The organism is Caulobacter sp. GW821-FHT09B11, assembly GCF_059418205.1.
On sequence record NZ_JBWKPK010000008.1, the window covers coordinates 65,551 to 82,056 of the forward strand.

A 16,506-nucleotide genomic window follows, 5' to 3' on the forward strand; every position below is an offset into this window, starting at 1 on the left:
ATGCAGCGCAGCATCACCTTCGCCCCTCACATGGCGTCTAGGCTTGTACGATCAAGCTCAAGCCCGCAGCTTGCCGCCCGCCTTCTCGACCGCGGCGACGACCTTGGCCGACAGGGCCTCGATCTCGGCCTCGGTCAGGGTGGCGTCGCGCGGCTGGACCAGCACCTCGATGGCCACCGACTTGGAGCCCTCCGGCACGCCGGGGCCCTCGTAGACGTCGAAGACCCGGGCCGAGGCGATCTGGGCCTTGTCGGCGCCGGCCGCGGCCTTGACCAGGTCGCCGGCCGCCTTGGCCTTGTCGGCGACGAAGGCGAAGTCGCGGCTCAGCGGCATCAGGGCCGAGGGGCTGAAGGCTGGCTTGGTCTTCACGGCCTTCTTCTTCGGCTCGGGGATCGCCTCCAGGGTGATCTCGAAGCCGTAGACGGGACCGGTCACGTCCAGGGCCTTCAGCACGGCCGGGTGGATCTCGCCGAACTCGGCGATGACGGCCTTGGGACCCAGCTGCAGGCGGGCCGAGCGGCCGGGGTGCCACCAAGACGAGGCCGAGCCCTGCGCGGTCTGCAGCGAGGCGACCGGCGCGCCGATCTCCTCCAGCAGGTTCATCAGATCCGTTTTGATCGTGAACACGTCCTCGGCCGAGCGCTTGTCCCAGGCGCGCGGCGGGCGCGGGGCCAGGATGCCGGCGACGACCGTGCGCTGGTCCTTGGGGCCATCGCCCAGGAACACCGGGCCGACCTCGAACAGGGCCGCGTCCGGGAAGCCCTGGCGGGCGTTGCGGCCGGCGGCCTCGATCAGGTTGGGCAGCACCGAGGGGCGCATGCAGTCCAGTTCCGAGGCGATCGGATTGGCCAGCACCAGGGCGTCGGCGCCGCCGCCGAACAGCCGGGCGGTCGCGCGACTGGTGAAGCTCCAGGTCACGGCCTCGGCGTAGCCGGCCGCGGCCAGGGCGCGACGGGCGGCGCGGGCGCGCACCTGGCGCGGGGTCAGCACGCCGCCGACGGCGCGGGCGACCTCGGGCAGGGGCGTCGAGGGCAGGGCGCCGTAGCCGGCGATGCGAGCTACTTCCTCCACCAGGTCTGCCTTGCCGTGGGCGTCGCGGCGGAAGCTCGGCGGGGTCACGCAGACCACGCTCTCGGCATGGGTGGCGAACTCGGCGACCGGCGTGTCCTTGGGCGGCTCGACCTTGAAGCCCAGGGCCTGGAGGATCTCCAGGCTCTTTTCCGGCGCGATCTCCAGGCCCGACAGGGCCTGCACATAGGCCGGGTCGAACAGGATCGGGCCTGGCGCGGCCGGAACCTCGCCGGCGACGACCACTTCGGAGGCCTCGCCGCCGCACAGGTCCAGGATCAGCCTGGTGGCCAGGTCCAGGCCCGGAACGACCGAGCCGGTGTCGACCGTGCGGGCGAAGCGGTACTGGGCGTCGCTGTTGATGCCGGTCTCGCGGCCGGTCTGGGCGATGCGGATCGGCTCGAACCAGGCGCTCTCGACGAAGACGTCGACGGTGGCTTCCGAGCAGCCGGTGCTCTCGCCGCCCATGACGCCGCCGAGGCCGATCGGGCGCTCGCCGTTCGCATCGGCGATGACGCACATCGACGGGGTCAGCTCGTAGGTCTTGCCGTCCAGCGCGATCAGGTGCTCGTCGCCGTTCAGGCCGTGGCGGCCCAGGCGCGTCTCGATCTTGGTCCCCGACAGCAGGGCCGCGTCATAGACGTGCAGCGGCCGGGCGCGGTCGTAGGAGATGTAGTTGGTGATATCGACCAGGGCCGACTTCGGATTGATGCCGATGGCCTTCAGGCGGTCCTGCAGCCACTGCGGCGAGGGGCCGTTCCTGACGCCCTTGATCAGCCGGCCGGCGAACACCGGGCAGGCCTCGCCGTCGACCTCGATGGCGATCGGGCAGGGGAAGGTTCCGGCGACCGGGGCGATCGACAGGTCCTTCAGCTTGCCCACGCCCGCGGCGGCCAGGTCGCGGGCGATGCCGGCGACGCCCAGCCAGTCGGGGCGGTTGGGGGTGACTTCGAAGTCGATTACGGCTTCCAGGCCCAGCGCCACGGCGGCCGGGGTCCCGACGGCCAGGTCGCCGGACAGTTCCAGGATGCCTTCCGAACCGTCGTCGGCTTCAAGCTCGGAGCCCGAGCACAGCATGCCGTTGGAGACGACGCCGCGGACCGGCTTCTCGACCAGGGTGACGCCCAGGCCCGGCACATAGGCGCCGATCGGGGCGTAGATGGTGGTCAGGCCGACGCGGGCGTTCGGCGCGCCGCAGACGATCTCCTTGCGGCCGTCGATCGTGTCGACCTGGCAGACCCGCAGGCGGTCGGCGTTGGGGTGCTGAACGGCTTCGACGATCTTGGCGACGCTGAAGGCGGCCAGCTTGGCGGCCGGATCGGTGACGTGCTCGACCTCGAGGCCGGCCATGGTCATGGCGGCGACCACCTGCGCGGCGGTCGCTTCGGTGTCGAGGTGATCCTTGAGCCAGGAAAGGGTGAACTTCATTGCGTGGTTTCCAACGCCAGGATCTGCTGCAGGAAGGTCTCGGGGCCGGTGAAGCCGACCGCGAAGAACTGGCAGCCGATGAAGGCGCAATCCTTGAAGGGTAGGGCGCCGATGACCTTTTCACCGGCCGGGCGCAGAACGAGATTGGCGATGTCGCCGCCGTGGAAGCCGAAGTTGGTCGAGTCGAAGGTCACGCCTTCGAGCGCCAGCATCACCACCGGCCCGTGCAGGCGGCAGTTCCTGAAGGTGCGGCCGGCGACCATGTTGACGCCGCCCTGAAGCTGGGCGCGGAACAGGTCGATCAGCGAGATCTCCAGGTTCTCGAAGACCTTCGCCGAGCCGTCGATGGTCGGACGGGCGTTCATCAGCTGAGCCCCGAGGCCGGGTTCGGCGCGGCGAAGCCCGAGAAGCCGTAGTGAGCGAGCCACCGGCTGTCCGACGACCACATGTCGCGCAGGTCCGGCATGCCGTACTTCAGCATGCCCAGGCGATCGACGCCGACGCCGAAGGCGAAGCCCTGGTACTCGTCCGGATCGATGCCGCAGGCGCGCAGCACGTTCGGGTGAACCATGCCGCAGCCCAGGATCTCGAGCCAGGACGTGCCCTGGCCGATCTTGATCTCGCCGCCGCTACGGTCGCACTGCACGTCCATTTCGGCCGAGGGCTCGGTGAACGGGAAGTGGTGCGGGCGGAACTGGGTGGTCACCGCGTCGGTCTCGAAGAACCGCGCCAGGAAGGTCTCCAGGGTCCACTTCAGGTGGCCCATGTGGATGCCCTTGTCGATCACCAGGCCCTCGACCTGGTGGAACACCGGGGTGTGGGTGGCGTCGTTGTCCACGCGATAGGTGCGACCCGGCGCGATGATGCGGATCGGCGGCTTCTCGCTGACCATGGTGCGCACCTGCACGGGGCTGGTGTGCGTGCGCAGCAGCATGCGCTCGCCGTCTTCCTTGCGATTGAAGAAGAAGGTGTCGTGCATCTCGCGGGCCGGGTGCTTCTCGGGGAAGTTCAGGGCCGTGAAGTTGTGGAAGTCGTCCTCGATGTCCGGACCTTCGGCCACGGCGAAGCCCATCTCGGCGAAGATCGAGACGATCTCGTCCATGGTCTGCATGGTCGGGTGGACGGATCCCTTGCGGCGATAGGGGCCGGGCAGGGTGAGGTCGAGGGTCTCGCGGGCCAGGCGGGCGTCGAGTTCTGCGGCCTCGAGCGAGGCTTTGCGCTCGGTGATCGCCGACTGCACGCGGTCGCGCAGGGCGTTGATCGCCGCGCCGCGTTCCTTGCGCTCGTCGGGGCTCATCGCGCCCAGCGTCTTGAGCAGGCCCGAGATCGAGCCGGTCTTGCCCAAGGCGGCCACGCGGACCGCGTCGAGCGCTTGCAGGTCGGCCGCGCCGGCCACTTGGGCCAGGACGTCGGATTCGAGGGTGTTGAGATCGGTCATGACGGGTGTGGGTCTAGCGATACGAAGCGCGTTCGTCACTCGCGTTGATGGGGTTTGGGCTCATTGCAGCGTGATCTCGGCCGTCATCGGCAGGTCGCGCTTGCCGACGTTGTCGTGCAGGACCACCACGGCCTTGTAGAGACCCTTGGGATCGGCGGCGTCGAAGCTGACCTTCGGCACCACGGCGGTGTTGTCGAACACGGCCTGCGGCGCCGAGACGGGACCCTTGATCACCTTCAGGCCCTTCAGCGAGCCGTTGGGCAGCACCTTGCCGTCGGGGCCGACGAAATCGATGTCGAAGGTGACGTCGGCCTCGGCCTTGGCGTCGAGCTGCGGGCCGATGAAGGTCACCTTCAGCGCGATGACCTCGCCGATGTTCACCTGATGCAGGATCGACACCTTCGGCGCCTCGTGCGGCGGCTTGTGGAATTCCGTCACCTGGGCGTCGGGGATGAACAGCGCCATGCCCGCCAGCGGGCCATTGCGGTTCGGGAACGGGCGCGCTTCCGGCTGGGCGTTCGGCGCAGGCGGGGTCTGGGCCGTGGCGGTGAACGCCGAGGCGCAGGCCAGACCCAGGACCGCCAGGGCGGCGACCGTCTTGCGGATGTTCATCGTTTCCTCCATCGCCGGCTCACGGGCGTTCATGAGCTGTCTAGGTGGTGTCGAGGCGTTTCGAAACCCCGGCGCGAGGTTGTGGGCGGTAGAGCGCGCAGCAAAAAGCCCTCCGGCTCGCGCCGGAGGGCTTTTAAAGGATCGTTCGAGCGGTGAAGCTCGGATGTTCCTTAGGCCAGGGCCGCGCGAACCTTGTCGGCGATGGCCTTGAACGCGACGGCGTCGTTGCCGGCGATGTCGGCCAGGACCTTACGGTCGATCACGATACCCGCCACGTCCAGGCCGTGGATGAATTGCGAGTAGGTGAAGCCTTCGGTGCGGGCGCCGGCGTTGATGCGCTGGATCCACAGCGAACGGAAGGCGCGCTTGCGCACCTTGCGGTCGCGGTAGGCGTACTGGCCGGCCTTGTCGACCGCGGCCTTGGCCGTGCGGATGGTGTTCTTGCGGCGGCCGTAGAAGCCCTTCGCCTGTTCAAGAACCTTCTTGTGCTTGGCGTGGGCGGTGACGCCACGTTTAACGCGAGCCATGTGTCAGCGCTCCTCTTAAAGGCCGTAGGGCAGGTACGAACGGATGGTCTTGGCGTCAGCCTCGCTCATCACCTTCGTTCCGCGGTTTTGGCGGATGTACTTGCCGTTGTGGCCGATCAGGCGGTGGCGCTTGCCGGCGACGCCGGCCTTCAGCTTGCCCGTGGCGGTGATCTTGAAGCGCTTTTTGGCGCCCGACTTCGTCTTCAACTTAGGCATTTCGCGTCGGAGCGTTTAACGGCCCCGTCCTCTGGATAGCGAGACGAACCGCCATGGCATGCCAGATTGGCCAGGCGGTTCCGGAAAGGCGGGGTGAATACGGGAACCCCGGGTGAAAAGCAAGGCCTGACGGACTCTTAGTCCCCAGGTCCGGTCGCCGCTACGGCGCGGCCTTGGCGCGGCGGCCCACCGTCACCGCCAGGGCGACGGCCGGCACGGTCAGCAGCGCCCCGAACCAGTAGGGACCGGCCATGGTCAGGCCGAACAGCGGGCCGGCGATCATCGGGCCGCTCATCCGGGCCAGGGAGCCGCCGGCCATGTTGAGGCCCAGCATGGCGCCCTGCTGGTCGGGCGGCGTCGCGCGCGAGATCAGGGCGGCGATGCACGGGAAGACCAGCGACTGGCCGAAGGCCGTCAGGCCCACGAACAGCGGCACGAAATGGCCGCTGGGCACGAACGGGGTGATCGCCATCGACAGGCAGATGATGGCCAGGCCCGTGGTCAGCACCTTGGGCTCGCCGTAGCGGCGGGCCAGGCGTCCGGTCAGCACGCCTTGGCCGAGCGAGGCCACCACGCCGATGACGGCGAAGCACAGGCCCACCTGCCGCGGCCCCCAGCCGAAGCGGGCCGAGGTCCACAGGCCGAAGATCGCCTCCATCCCCGAGAAGGCGGCGGTGGAGACGAAGGTGACCATCAGCACCCGCGACAGCACCGGATGGGCGAAGGCGGCCTTCAGGGCCTCGCGCCGGGGCGGCGGGGGCGGGGCGTCCTTGCGGGGCGCGCGGCTCTCGACCACGAACAGGAAGACGCCCAGCGAGGCGGCCGCCGCCAGGCCGGCGGCCACGAACAACGGGATCTGGAAGCCCAGGCGGCCGGCGTCCGGATGGGCCAGCAGGCCGCCGAGCGCCGGGCCCACCACGAAGCCGGCCCCGAAGGCGCTGCCCAGCAGGCCCATGCGCCCGGCCCGTTTGTCGGGCGGGGTGACGTCGGCCATGTAGCCCTGGATCGTCGAGATGTTGCCGCTGGCCGCGCCGCTGAAGAAGCGGATGATGAAGGCGACGGCGATGGTCGGGGCGAAGGCCAGGGCCACGTACGACAGGGTGTTGGCCAGGATGGTGACGATCAGCACCGGCCGCCGGCCGATGCGGTCGGACAGGCGTCCCCAGAACGGCTCGGCCAGGAACTGGCCCAGCGAATAGGCCGAGAACAGCGCCGTCACCTGCCACGGACTGGCGTTCAGCGCCTTGGCGTAGAAGGGCAGCAGCGGGATCACCAGCCCGAAACCCACCAGGTTGATGAACACCACCAGCAGCAGGACGTAGAGGGCGCGGGAACTGTGGGCGGGCCCGGGCGCGGGGGCGGGCGCGGCGGCCGGGGCGGAGAGCGTGGACATGACGGGAACCTTCGAGGCGGCTCCTCTACGCCCGATGGCCGCGAAAAGCGACCTGAAATGTCAGTTTCCGGGTGCGGACGATTCGACGCGGGAAGCCGTCAGGCGGCCGGGGTCTCGTCGGCCCGCGTCACCAGGATGGACTTGGCCTCGAACCGCGCGTCGCCGAAGGTCGCGGCGAACGGCACATCGGCGGCGTCGCGGCCGAAGCCGATGGGAACCAGGCCCCCCAGCGGCGCGCGGCGGGTGGCGTCGAAGGTTCGCCAGGCGCCGTCCAGATAGACCTGGAACACCGCGTGGAAGTCGGCCGGCCGCAGGTCCAGCGCGTAGCAGGCGGCGAAGCGGGCCGGCATGTCGAGCGCCCGGCACAGGGCGATGCCGATGTGGGCGAAGTCGCGGCAGACGCCCTTGCGGTCGACCAGGGTGTCGATGGCCGAGGTGGCGTCGCTGCTGGTCCCGGCCTCGTAGGTGATGGTCGCGGCGATCCAGTCGGCGATCGCCTGCACCTGGCCCAGGCCCTGGGGGCGGGCGCCGAAGGTCTGGCGGGCGAAGGCGGTCAGGCGGTCGGACGGGCAGTAGCGGCTGGGGTTCAGGTAGGGCAGCACGGTCGCCGGCAGGTCGTTGACCACGTCGCCGCCGATGAAGCCGCGCTGATCGACCAGCGCCCGGCGTTCGACCTGGGCGACATAGCCGATGTCCAGCGGCCCGGGCTGGGCGAGGAATCGGATGAAGCGGTTGCCGGCGAAGGCGTCGACGAAGAAGTCGGCGCTCACGCCCGGCGGCAGCAGGATGGTCTCGTCGAGCACCGCCTGGTCGGCGCCGTCGGCGGCCTGGATCGCCAGGATGAAGCTGGTCGGGGTCCGCACCTCGTAGCGCAGGCGGCAGTCGATCGAGAGACGCATCGCGCGGGATTCCAGGGCTGGAGCGGAAGGTGGCGTCGCTAAACGCCCGACGACGTCATTCGGACCCGAGACGCCGCGCGCGCGTCCTCGGCGTCGGCCAGATCGCTCCAGGTGCGGGCGGCGTGCTCGTGCTTGGCCTGGACGTGGGGCAGGGCGCATTTGCCGGCCGCTTCGAGAGCGGCGGCGGCCAGCGCGCGGTACTCCGGCGCACGAAGGGGATGTCTCAAAGGGGGAAGCTCCTCGCCGGCGGCGAAGTCCGAGGCGGGCTCCACGAACCATCATATGGGGCCGAACGGCGCCGAAAGCGAGCGGGCGCGACGGACGGGCCGGAGAAGAGCGCGAGCCGTCGATGTCCTTTTCTGTCCGCTCTTCGTCCGGCAGCTTCCTTATTCGCCTTGAAACGCCTCGCTAGCTTGCGGCATCGTCATCGCCACGGAGCTACGCAAATGTCCGCCGCCACCGCCCTGATCGTCGTCGACGCCCAGGACTCCTTTCGCCAGCGCGCCTCGTGGGATCCGGCCGTGGCCGGGGTCTATCTGCAGCGCCAGCAGGCCCTGATCGACGGGGCCAAGGCCAGGGGCCTGCCGATCGTGCAGATCCTGCACGTCGAGGACGAAGGGCTGTTCAGCCTGGCCTCGGGCCATGTGCGTACGGTCGAGGGGCTGTCGCTCGATCCCGACGTCACTTTCCACAAGCCCGCCCACAGCGCCCTGGCCGGCACCGGCCTGCTGGTCTGGCTGATCCGCAACCGCATCGGCAAGGTGATCGTCAGCGGCATCCGCACCGAGCAGTGCTGCGAGACCACCACCCGCCACGCCTCGGACCTGGGCTTCGCCGTCGACTACGTCACCGAGGCCACCCTGACCTTCGACATGACCGACCGCCACGGCCGGGTCTTCACCGTCGACGACATCAAGGCCCGCACCGAGCTCGTTTTGCACGAGCGCTTCGCCCGCATCGCCACCGTCGAGGAGGCGCTGGAAGCCGCATGACGTCCGACTCGCCCGCAGTCATCCCCGTCTTCGTCGTCCTGCCGCCGCGCACCCTGCTGCTCGACGTGGCCGGACCGCTGGAGGTGCTGCGGCGGGCGACGCTGGAGCCCGGCGCGCCGGGCTTCGCCGTGACCTATGTCGCCGCCCGGCCGTCGGTGGAAAGCTCCATCGGCCTGACGCTGGCCGGGATCCAGCCTTTGCCGGACGTTCTGCCGGACGGGGCGCTGGTCATCGTCTCGGGCAATGTCGACCAGGTGCTGGGCGGGCAGGGGGCTTCGGTCGCTGACGCCGAGGACGAGGCCGCCATCGTCGCCTGGCTGGCCCGCGCCGTGCGGCCGGGCGTGACCCTGGCCTGCATCTGCTCGGGCAGCCTGCTGGCGGCGCGGGCGGGGCTGCTGGCCGGCAGGGCCTGCACCACCCACCACGCCTGCACCGAGGAGCTGGCCCGCCTGGCGCCCAGCGCCCGGGTGCTGGAGGACCGCCTGTTCGTCGAGGATGGCGAGCGGCTGACCAGCGCCGGCGTCACCTCGGGCGTCGATCTGATGCTGCATCTGGTCGCCCGACTGCGCGGTCCGGCCCAGGCCGTGTCGATCGCCCGCCAAATGGTGGTCTATCTGCGCCGGGGACCGTCCGACCCGCAGCTGTCGCCGTGGCTGGAGGGGCGCAACCACGTCCATCCGGCCATCCACCGCGTGCAGGACGCCATCGCCGCCGACCCGGCCCGCGACTGGAGCCTGGACGTGCTGGCCGACCTCGCCGCCGCCAGCCCTCGCCACCTGTCGCGGCTGTTCAACGCCCATGCCGGCATGAACCTGACCGACTACGTCAACCGCCTGCGGCTGGCGCTGGCCAGCGAGATGCTGTCGGCGACGCGGCTGGACATGGAAAGCGTCGCCGAGCGGGCCGGCTTCGCCTCGACCCGCCAGCTGCGCCGCGTCTGGGGCCGCCATCACCCCACGCCGCCCAAGGCGGCGCGGGGGAGGGTTTCAGCCTAGCGGGTATCGGTATTCAGGCGCGGTGCGTGGTCCTCGTCCTTCGACAAGCTCAGGATGAGGACCATTGTGCAGGCTCGGGCGATAAAAAACCTCATCCTGAGCCTGTCGGAGCATGCCCTTGGGCGGGCCGCGCAGCGGCGCGACCCGAGGGGACGAGGTTTTCGTCTCAAGCGTCGATCCGTGCTAGCGCGCGGCCGTCGTCTGGGCCGGGACGGCCGGGTCGGGCGGATTGTGCTTCTCGAGGAACTGCACGGTGGCGTTCAGCATCTGCTGGCGGCTGGCCCCGCGCGACAGCCAGTGGTCCTCGCTGGCCAGGGTGACCAGCTCGGTCGGCTTGCCGGCCCGGGCCATGGCGTCGGCCATGATCTTGCTCTGCACATAGGGAACGACCGTGTCGTCCTTGCCGTGGATCAGCAGGATCGGGATGTCGATCTTGTCGGTCAGCCTGGCCGGCGAGATCGCCGCCAGGTCGGGATCACGAATGCCGTCGGCGCCCATGAAGCGCAGCCAGTAGCGCAGGGTCGAGTTGTTGCGCGACAGATGGCGCTCCTGGTCGTCCTGCAGCATGCGCTTGAGGTCGGCGGGGCCGGCCACCGACACCGCGCAGCGATAGACGCCGCGATCGAGCGCCGCGCCGGCCAGGGCCGCGTAGCCGCCGTAGCTGGCGCCGACGATGCAGACGCGCTTGGGATCGACGATCCCCTGCTTCTCCAGCCAGCGGACGCCGTCCGACAGGTCGGTCTGCATCTTGCGGCCCCATTCGCCGAAGCCGGCCTTGATGAAGTCCCAGCCGAAGCCTTCCGAGCCGCGGAAGTTGGGCTGCAGCACCGCGTAGCCGCGCGAGGCCAGGCCCTGGCTCCACCAGTCGAAGCCGGGGGTGTCGCGGCCTTCCGGACCGCCGTGCGGCAGCACGACCAGCGGCAGGTTCTTGGGATCCTTGCCCTTGGGCAGGGTGAGGTAGCCGGTGATCTCCAGGCCGTCGGCGGCCTTGTACTTCACCGGGCGGACCTCGGCGATGTCGGCGGCGGCCAGATCCTTGTACTCGTCGCCGATCCAGGAGGCGGTCTTGGCCGTCATGTCGACCAGGGCGTAGGCCGGGCCGTCAGTCGGCGAGTCGACGCGGACGACCACCTTGCTGCGGTCGCTCGACCACGAGGCCAGCGACACCCGCGAGCCGGCGAAGCCCTTCTCGACGGCGTTCCAGCGCGACTGGTCCTTGGGATCGAAGAAGATGTAGCGCGTCTTGTCGCCGACCAGCGACACGCCGCCGATCAGCGCGTCGTTGCCCGGATCGCGCAGCAGGCCGTCGAACGGGATCTCCATCGGCACGTCGGCCTGCGAGCCGTCGGGGGCGTATTCGCGGTAGATGGTCCGGTTCTCGTCGTCGACGCGGGCCACCAGCACAGACTTGCCGTCGCGGCCCAGGCCCGAGACGCCGTAGGAGCCCATCGGGCTGATCGCCCGGTCGGCGACGGCCCAGCCCTTCGGACCCTTGATGCGCAGCACCCAAGCGCCCTTGCTCTCGTCGTACTGCGACTGGGCCAGCGGCGCGCCGTCGCCGCCGACCAGCCAGTCGTCGGTGTCTTCCGAGCGCGCCTCGATCATGCGGGTGCGGCCGGTCTTCACATTGACCGCGAACAGGGTGTTGCGGCCGATGTTGTCGACGAAGTGGATGCCCTGCACGAAGGCCGTCGGCGCGCCGTCGACCGAGCGCAGCGAGGCGGCGCTGAGCACGACGTTCATCGAATCCGGCTGGTTGTCGAGCAGCAGCCGCGCCTTGTCGGTGTCCAGGTCGTAGAGCGAGGTCATCCAGTATTCGCGCTTGGGGCCTTCCAGCCCGATGACGCTGGCCGTCGACGAGACGGTGACCAGGAGGTGCGAGGCGTCGGCCCACTGCACCCAGCGCAGCTTGTTGTTGCCCATCCGCAGGACCTTGAGCAGCTTGTTGTCGGTCGCGTTGTGAATGGTCAGCACGCGCTGCTCGCCGTCGGTCAGCGACACCGCCAGGCGCGAGCCGTCCGGCGAGATCTCGACGTCCTCGATGGTCGGCAGTTTGCCGTAGGTCGACAGCGGCGCGGCGGCCGCCTGAAAGCCCGACAGCAGGGCGGTCGCGCAGACCGCGATCGCAAATTCCTTGATACGCACGAAGCTACAGCCCCCAGAAAATCCCCGGGGACAATATAAGCTCTACCTTGCCGGGAGGTCGAGGCGGCCCGATCGAAATCAGCGCCGCGAGCGGATCCAGCCGGTGAGCGACAGGCGCGGGCCGGCCGCGTGGGGCGTCACATAGGTCACGGCGTGCTTCTGCGGCACGCGGAAGATGTTGAGGGCGTTGAAGCTGGGCGTGTAGCCCTCAGCCACGTGGCCGTCGCCGTCGAGGAACAGCAGCAGCCCGCCCCAGTCGCTGCGCCATTGCGGCGTCAGGTTCAGGACGTAGGCATAGAGCCGGTCCTTGCCGTCGGCGTGGTCGTCATGCTCGGTCAGGAAGTGGCCGGGGCGATAGCGGGTGGCCTGGCTGTCGCAATAGACGGCCCGGTCGTCGCCGGTCAGCTCGCGCACGAAGTCCAGGAAGGCCTCGCCGTTCAGCAGGTCGTAGGCGGCCTCGACCAGGCGGCCCTCGCGGCGGCCGGCCTCGACCTCGTCGCTGACCCGGAAATTGTCGAACCGGAAGCCGAAGCCGTTGCGGGTTTCCTCGGCCACCTGGCGGTCCAGGGCCAGGTCGTCGGCGGGCGACAGGGCGCCGGGGCCGTCCAGCGGCAGGTTCCACAGCTTCTTGCCGACGCCGACCACGCCGCTCCACGGCGTGTCGATGGCCAGGGCCGCGTGCAGCCGGGCGGCCGAGTCGGCGGTCAGGATCCCCGGCACGTGCAGGCGGCCGTTGCGGGCGAAGGCCTCGCGCCAGGCCCCGGGCGTCAGGCCGGGGTCCAGGAGAAGGGGGGCTTGCTGTTGGGGCTGGGACATCGAGGCGACCGGAAACGAAAAACGCCCCGGCCATGGCCGGGGCGTCTTTGAAGATAGAGCCGAAGCTTAGCGGGGCGCCAGGATCATGATCATCTGGCGGCCCTCCATGCGGGGCTCGTACTCGACCTTGGCCACCTCGTCGAAGTCGGCCTTGACCTGCTGCAGCAGCTTCATGCCGAGTTCCGGGTGGGCCATTTCGCGACCGCGGAAGCGCAGGGTGACCTTGACCTTGTCGCCTTCCTCGAAGAAGCGATGCATGGCCTTGGCCTTCACCTCGTAGTCGTGCGTGTCGATGTTCGGGCGGAGTTTGATCTCCTTGAGCTCGACCACCTTCTGACGCTTGCGAGCCTCGTTCTTCTTCTTCTGCTCCTGGAACTTGAACTTGCCATAGTCCAGGATCTTGCAGACCGGCGGGTTCGCGTTCGGAACGATTTCGACCAGGTCCAGGCCAGCCTCTTCGGCCGCTTCCATGGCGGAGGCGGTCGGCATCTCGCCCTGCTTCTCGCCGTTCTGGTCGATCAGCAGGACTCGGGGGACGCGGATTTCATCGTTGATACGCGGTCCATCCTTGACGGGCGGCGCTTGCATGGGACGGCGAATAGGGGCGGCTCCGGAATTGTTGTAGAGGATTTCGCGCGGCGCCCATGGGGCGTCACGTTCAGATGATATATGACGCCAGACACGAGCGCTATCAAGCGCTCGCCGCGACAAGACCGTTCCACGACCGCGGATAAGTGGCGAAAGGGACGGCGGGACGGGAACGCGATCGGGACGGGACGCCGTTTTCCCCATCCTCCAGACGCGACTCGACAGCCCTTGACCGCCGCCGCTCCCGACATGTCCGCCTCAGGCACGCCCGCCCCCGACAGGCCTGCAACGCGCCACACGCTCATCGAAGACGTCCACGCGCTGCTGATCGGCACGAGCTTCATCGCCGTGGGCCTGATCCTGCTCAAGGCCGCCGGCCTGGTGACCGGCGGCATCGCCGGGATCGCCCTGATCGTCTCCTACCTGACCGACTGGCCGGTGGGGGTGGTGTTCTTCGTGTTGAACCTGCCGTTCTACATCTTCGCCCAGCGGGCGCTGGGCTGGGTGTTCACCGCCAAGACCCTGGCCACCAACGTGCTGCTGACGGCCCTCAGCCTGGCCCTGCCGCACTGGCTGAAGCTTGTGGGCGTCAATCCGGTCTTCGCGGCGGTGTTCGGCGGCACGATCATCGGCATGGGCATCCTGGCGCTGGCCCGCCACCGCTCGTCGGTCGGCGGCGTGGGCGTGCTGGGCCTGTGGCTGCAGGAAAAGCACGGGATCAGCGCCGGCAAGGTGCAGATGGCCACCGATGTGCTGGTGGTGGGCGCGGCCTTCATGGTGGTCAGCTTCGACAAGCTGCTGCTGTCGATCCTGTCGGCCGTGGCGCTGAGCATCGTGATCATCGCCAACCACAAGCCGGGACGCTACGCCGGCTACTGACGCCCCTACTGACGATGATGTCGGCAGGCCCTCTGTTCGAGAGCGGTTCGAACTGGCATATGACGCACCGTAAAGCTCTAGTTAGCGCTAACATAACAATGGGTTCCCAATGACACGTCCCGTCCTGGCGACCGCCCGCGCTCGCGTCGAACTGCTGCCGCAGGTGGGCGGTTCGATCGGCCGCTTCGTGTTCGACGGCCGAGACGTGCTGCGCCCGACGCCCGAGGGGGCAACCGACGCCCTCGACGTCGGCTGCTTCCCGCTGGTCCCGTTCTGCAACCGCATCCCGAACGGCCGCTTCTCGTTCGAGGGCCGCGAGGTGACCCTGGCGCCGAACCTGGCCGGCCATCCGCACCCGCTGCACGGCCAGGGATGGCGCGCGGCCTGGACCGTCACCGGCCTGTCCGACACCCGCGCCGTCCTGACCTACGACCACGCCCCGTCCGACTGGCCCTGGGCCTATCGCGCCGAGCAGATCCTGGCGCTGTCCGACGAGGGGCTGCGCATCGAACTGTCGGTGACCAACACCGGAACCGAGGTCATGCCGGCGGGTCTTGGCCTGCACCCCTATTTCGCGGCTCGCCCGGGCGAGACCCTGCAGGCCGGCGTCGGCGGCGTCTGGATGGTCGACGCCGACGTGCTGCCCACCACCCACCACGACGGCGTCTGGAGGCGCGACTGGAGCGCCGGCGCGCCGACCGCGACCGACACCTTGATCGACAACTGCTGGACGGGTTTTTCCGGCAAGGCCGTGCTCTCGGCTCCGGGCGGGACTTCGACGACCATCGAGGCGTCCGACAACTGCCGCTGGGTGCACGTCTATTCGCCGCCGGGCGCCGACTTCGTCTGCGTGGAGCCGACCGCCAGCCGTCCCGATCCCTTCGGTGAGGGCGAGACCGGGATCGTCGCCCTGGCCCCCGGTCAGATGACGTCGGTCTGGATGACCCTCAAAGTCGCATGATCGCCGACCTGCTGGATTTGCGTCAGATCAAGGCGCGCTGGGCCGACGCCGGCTTGAATGGCGCGATGAGCGCCCCTTCGCCCGCCCGTCCGCTGGTGGTCGTCGTCGAAGCCGACGCGGCCCTGCGCGAGGCCCTGGCCTTCGCCCTGGAGACCGAGGGCTACTGGATCCGCGCCTTCGCCGGGGTGGACGAGGCGTCGCTGTCGGAGATGATCGCCGCCGACTGCCTGGTGCTGGACGTCGACTTCCTGGCCCTGGCGGCCCTGCGCGGCAAGGGCGTGCGCACCCCGGCGGTGCTGCTGGCCGACGGCCCGGTCGACCTCTCGGCCGCCGACGCCCTGTGGGCCGGCGTCGCCCACAAGCCCCTGATCACCGACGCCCTGAGCCTGCAGGTGAAGAAGGCGGTGGGGGCGTAACTCTCCCCAAAACTCCCGTCATTCCCGCCCTTGTGGCGGGAACCCCTCTGTCAGCCGCAAGGGCAGTAGGGGCGGCGCGCTGGGCGCGCCGCTAGCGCTTCACGTGCGGGCTGAACCAGGGTTTCCCGCCACAAGGGCGGGAATGACGGGAGTGGTGGGGGAGGGGTGTGAGTTCGCCCCTCACGCCCGGAACGACGGCCGGATCACCTGGATGAAATTCCTCAGCGCCGGGCTCGGCGTCTTCGTGGCCGCCAGGCTGAGCCGCGCCACGGGGCTCTGGCCGGCGATGTCGCGATAGGCCACGCCCTCGACGGCCAGCTGGCGCATGGAGACGGGCACGATCGAGACGCCCAGCTCGGCCGCCACCAGCACGATCACCGAGGCCATCTGCGGCGCCGCCTGGCCCATCACCGGCTCGACGCCGGCGGCGCGGAACGCCTCCACCGCCGCGTCGTGCACCGTGGGGCCCAGGTGGCGCGGCGTCATGATCAGCGGCTCGCCCCTCAGCAGCGACAGGTCCACCGGATCGGACGCCGCCGCCGGATGGCCCGTCGGCAGCACGGCGATCATCGGCTCGTCGACCAGGTCATGCACGGACAGACCCTCCAGGCTCACCGAGCCCGGCCGCAGGAAGGCCGCGTCCAGCGCGCCCTCGGCCAGGTGGTCGGAAAGGTGGGTGCTGTTGCTCTCGGTCAGCGACAGCTCGACCTCCGGATAGAGCCTCCGATAGGCCCGCACGGCCGTGGAGACCACCGGATGCAGGCTGGCTGAGCCGGTGAAGCCCAGCCGCAGCGAGCCGGTCTCGCCCCGCGCCGCCCGCCGGGCCAGCACGGCGGCCGCGCCGGCCTGGTCGGGCAGGGTGCGCACGGCGGCGTGGAAGGCCTTGCCGGCCTCGGTCAGCTCGGCCCCGCTGGGCACGCGGCGGAAGAGCTGCACGCCGAGCTCGGCCTCCAGGTCCTTGATCTGCTGGCTCAGCGGCGGCTGGCCGATGCCGACCTTGGCGGCGGCGCGGGTGAAGTTGCGCTCCTCGGCCACGGCCAGGAAATAGCGGATGTGGCGCAGCTCCATGCCATCTCCAAAAGCGATCAAGAAAGCCTTCGCCATATATTGGACTATAGGCAGCCTCGGTTCTA

General features: G+C 69.5%; 18 protein-coding genes. 5 read left to right on the plus strand and 13 right to left on the minus strand.

Annotation, left to right across the window (positions count from 1 at the left end):
• Positions 1 to 57: 57 nt before the first annotated feature.
• The 9 genes from pheT to AC07N1_RS07920 form a co-directional block, all read right to left on the minus strand.
• On the minus strand, positions 58 to 2,496 hold the full coding sequence (gene pheT, locus AC07N1_RS07880) for a phenylalanine--tRNA ligase subunit beta (RefSeq protein WP_494671293.1): 2,439 nt from the start codon (positions 2,494 to 2,496) through the stop codon (positions 58 to 60).
• Positions 2,493 to 2,861, minus strand: coding sequence for a hypothetical protein (locus tag AC07N1_RS07885; protein ID WP_494600818.1), 369 nt, complete (start codon positions 2,859 to 2,861; stop codon positions 2,493 to 2,495). Before AC07N1_RS07885 ends, pheT begins: the two co-directional genes overlap by 4 nt.
• A complete protein-coding gene (pheS, locus tag AC07N1_RS07890) occupies positions 2,861 to 3,934 on the minus strand; it encodes a phenylalanine--tRNA ligase subunit alpha (protein ID WP_494671294.1) in 1,074 nt (357 codons plus the stop codon). The genes AC07N1_RS07885 and pheS overlap by 1 nt, the downstream gene beginning before the upstream one ends.
• Before the next feature lie 60 nt (positions 3,935 to 3,994).
• A complete protein-coding gene (locus AC07N1_RS07895; protein WP_494671295.1) occupies positions 3,995 to 4,546 on the minus strand; it encodes a hypothetical protein in 552 nt (183 codons plus the stop codon).
• A 170-nt stretch (positions 4,547 to 4,716) separates the two neighbouring features.
• Positions 4,717 to 5,073: a 50S ribosomal protein L20 gene (gene rplT, locus AC07N1_RS07900; protein ID WP_058347692.1), complete on the minus strand. Its 357-nt coding sequence runs from the start codon at positions 5,071 to 5,073 to the stop codon at positions 4,717 to 4,719.
• Between the two features lie 15 nt (positions 5,074 to 5,088).
• Positions 5,089 to 5,289, minus strand: a complete 201-nt coding sequence (gene rpmI / locus AC07N1_RS07905; protein ID WP_018061454.1) for a 50S ribosomal protein L35 — start codon at positions 5,287 to 5,289, stop codon at positions 5,089 to 5,091.
• Between the two features lie 160 nt (positions 5,290 to 5,449).
• Complete coding sequence (locus tag AC07N1_RS07910; protein WP_494671296.1) at positions 5,450 to 6,682, minus strand: MFS transporter; 1,233 nt, start codon at positions 6,680 to 6,682, stop codon at positions 5,450 to 5,452.
• A gap of 98 nt (positions 6,683 to 6,780) precedes the next feature.
• The gene (locus AC07N1_RS07915) at positions 6,781 to 7,581 is read right to left on the minus strand and encodes a transglutaminase-like domain-containing protein (protein ID WP_494671297.1); all 801 of its coding nucleotides are present in this window, start codon (positions 7,579 to 7,581) and stop codon (positions 6,781 to 6,783) included.
• Between the two features lie 38 nt (positions 7,582 to 7,619).
• The gene (locus AC07N1_RS07920) at positions 7,620 to 7,808 is read right to left on the minus strand and encodes a hypothetical protein (protein ID WP_494671298.1); all 189 of its coding nucleotides are present in this window, start codon (positions 7,806 to 7,808) and stop codon (positions 7,620 to 7,622) included.
• 219 nt (positions 7,809 to 8,027) lie between these two features.
• Between AC07N1_RS07920 and AC07N1_RS07925 the strand changes: the two genes are divergently transcribed.
• Positions 8,028 to 8,573, plus strand: a complete 546-nt coding sequence (locus AC07N1_RS07925) for a cysteine hydrolase family protein (RefSeq protein ID WP_494671299.1) — start codon at positions 8,028 to 8,030, stop codon at positions 8,571 to 8,573.
• Complete coding sequence (locus AC07N1_RS07930) at positions 8,570 to 9,568, plus strand: GlxA family transcriptional regulator (RefSeq protein ID WP_494671300.1); 999 nt, start codon at positions 8,570 to 8,572, stop codon at positions 9,566 to 9,568. The genes AC07N1_RS07925 and AC07N1_RS07930 overlap by 4 nt, the downstream gene beginning before the upstream one ends.
• Positions 9,569 to 9,751: 183 nt before the next feature.
• On the opposite strand, the gene AC07N1_RS07935 is transcribed toward AC07N1_RS07930, so the two are convergent.
• From AC07N1_RS07935 to infC, 3 genes are all read right to left on the minus strand, one after another.
• Positions 9,752 to 11,713, minus strand: coding sequence for an alpha/beta hydrolase family protein (locus AC07N1_RS07935; RefSeq protein ID WP_494671301.1), 1,962 nt, complete (start codon positions 11,711 to 11,713; stop codon positions 9,752 to 9,754).
• A gap of 78 nt (positions 11,714 to 11,791) precedes the next feature.
• Positions 11,792 to 12,529 (minus strand): 2OG-Fe(II) oxygenase, encoded by a 738-nt coding sequence (locus AC07N1_RS07940; protein ID WP_494671302.1) that lies wholly within the window; start codon positions 12,527 to 12,529, stop codon positions 11,792 to 11,794.
• Between the two features lie 66 nt (positions 12,530 to 12,595).
• Positions 12,596 to 13,117: a translation initiation factor IF-3 gene (gene infC, locus AC07N1_RS07945; protein ID WP_494671303.1), complete on the minus strand. Its 522-nt coding sequence runs from the start codon at positions 13,115 to 13,117 to the stop codon at positions 12,596 to 12,598.
• Positions 13,118 to 13,366: 249 nt separating this feature from the next.
• On the opposite strand from infC, the gene AC07N1_RS07950 reads away from it, so the two are divergent.
• The 3 genes from AC07N1_RS07950 to AC07N1_RS07960 all read left to right on the plus strand — a co-directional run bounded on the left by AC07N1_RS07950 (position 13,367) and on the right by AC07N1_RS07960 (position 15,373).
• The gene (locus tag AC07N1_RS07950; protein ID WP_494671394.1) at positions 13,367 to 13,996 is read left to right on the plus strand and encodes a YitT family protein; all 630 of its coding nucleotides are present in this window, start codon (positions 13,367 to 13,369) and stop codon (positions 13,994 to 13,996) included.
• 109 nt (positions 13,997 to 14,105) lie between these two features.
• On the plus strand, positions 14,106 to 14,957 hold the full coding sequence (locus AC07N1_RS07955; protein ID WP_494671304.1) for an aldose 1-epimerase: 852 nt from the start codon (positions 14,106 to 14,108) through the stop codon (positions 14,955 to 14,957).
• Positions 14,954 to 15,373 (plus strand): response regulator transcription factor, encoded by a 420-nt coding sequence (locus AC07N1_RS07960; protein ID WP_110119119.1) that lies wholly within the window; start codon positions 14,954 to 14,956, stop codon positions 15,371 to 15,373. The genes AC07N1_RS07955 and AC07N1_RS07960 overlap by 4 nt, the downstream gene beginning before the upstream one ends.
• Before the next feature lie 180 nt (positions 15,374 to 15,553).
• On the opposite strand, the gene AC07N1_RS07965 is transcribed toward AC07N1_RS07960, so the two are convergent.
• Positions 15,554 to 16,441 (minus strand): LysR family transcriptional regulator, encoded by an 888-nt coding sequence (locus AC07N1_RS07965; RefSeq protein ID WP_494671305.1) that lies wholly within the window; start codon positions 16,439 to 16,441, stop codon positions 15,554 to 15,556.
• Positions 16,442 to 16,506: the final 65 nt, after the last annotated feature.

Excerpts from the sequence above, each read along its gene's own strand:
- pheT (WP_494671293.1), bottom strand. The coding sequence starts at position 2,496 with ATGAAGTTCACCCTTTCCTGGCTCAAGGATCACCTCGACACCGAAGCG.
- AC07N1_RS07885 (WP_494600818.1), bottom strand. The coding sequence starts at position 2,861 with ATGAACGCCCGTCCGACCATCGACGGCTCGGCGAAGGTCTTCGAGAAC.
- pheS (WP_494671294.1), bottom strand. The coding sequence starts at position 3,934 with ATGACCGATCTCAACACCCTCGAATCCGACGTCCTGGCCCAAGTGGCC.
- AC07N1_RS07895 (WP_494671295.1), bottom strand. The coding sequence starts at position 4,546 with ATGAACATCCGCAAGACGGTCGCCGCCCTGGCGGTCCTGGGTCTGGCC.
- rplT (WP_058347692.1), bottom strand. The coding sequence starts at position 5,073 with ATGGCTCGCGTTAAACGTGGCGTCACCGCCCACGCCAAGCACAAGAAG.
- rpmI (WP_018061454.1), bottom strand. The coding sequence starts at position 5,289 with ATGCCTAAGTTGAAGACGAAGTCGGGCGCCAAAAAGCGCTTCAAGATC.
- AC07N1_RS07910 (WP_494671296.1), bottom strand. The coding sequence starts at position 6,682 with ATGTCCACGCTCTCCGCCCCGGCCGCCGCGCCCGCCCCCGCGCCCGGG.
- AC07N1_RS07915 (WP_494671297.1), bottom strand. The coding sequence starts at position 7,581 with ATGCGTCTCTCGATCGACTGCCGCCTGCGCTACGAGGTGCGGACCCCG.
- AC07N1_RS07925 (WP_494671299.1), top strand. The coding sequence starts at position 8,028 with ATGTCCGCCGCCACCGCCCTGATCGTCGTCGACGCCCAGGACTCCTTT.
- AC07N1_RS07930 (WP_494671300.1), top strand. The coding sequence starts at position 8,570 with ATGACGTCCGACTCGCCCGCAGTCATCCCCGTCTTCGTCGTCCTGCCG.
- AC07N1_RS07940 (WP_494671302.1), bottom strand. The coding sequence starts at position 12,529 with ATGTCCCAGCCCCAACAGCAAGCCCCCCTTCTCCTGGACCCCGGCCTG.
- infC (WP_494671303.1), bottom strand. The coding sequence starts at position 13,117 with ATGCAAGCGCCGCCCGTCAAGGATGGACCGCGTATCAACGATGAAATC.
- AC07N1_RS07950 (WP_494671394.1), top strand. The coding sequence starts at position 13,367 with ATGTCCGCCTCAGGCACGCCCGCCCCCGACAGGCCTGCAACGCGCCAC.
- AC07N1_RS07955 (WP_494671304.1), top strand. The coding sequence starts at position 14,106 with ATGACACGTCCCGTCCTGGCGACCGCCCGCGCTCGCGTCGAACTGCTG.
- AC07N1_RS07960 (WP_110119119.1), top strand. The coding sequence starts at position 14,954 with ATGATCGCCGACCTGCTGGATTTGCGTCAGATCAAGGCGCGCTGGGCC.
- AC07N1_RS07965 (WP_494671305.1), bottom strand. The coding sequence starts at position 16,441 with ATGGAGCTGCGCCACATCCGCTATTTCCTGGCCGTGGCCGAGGAGCGC.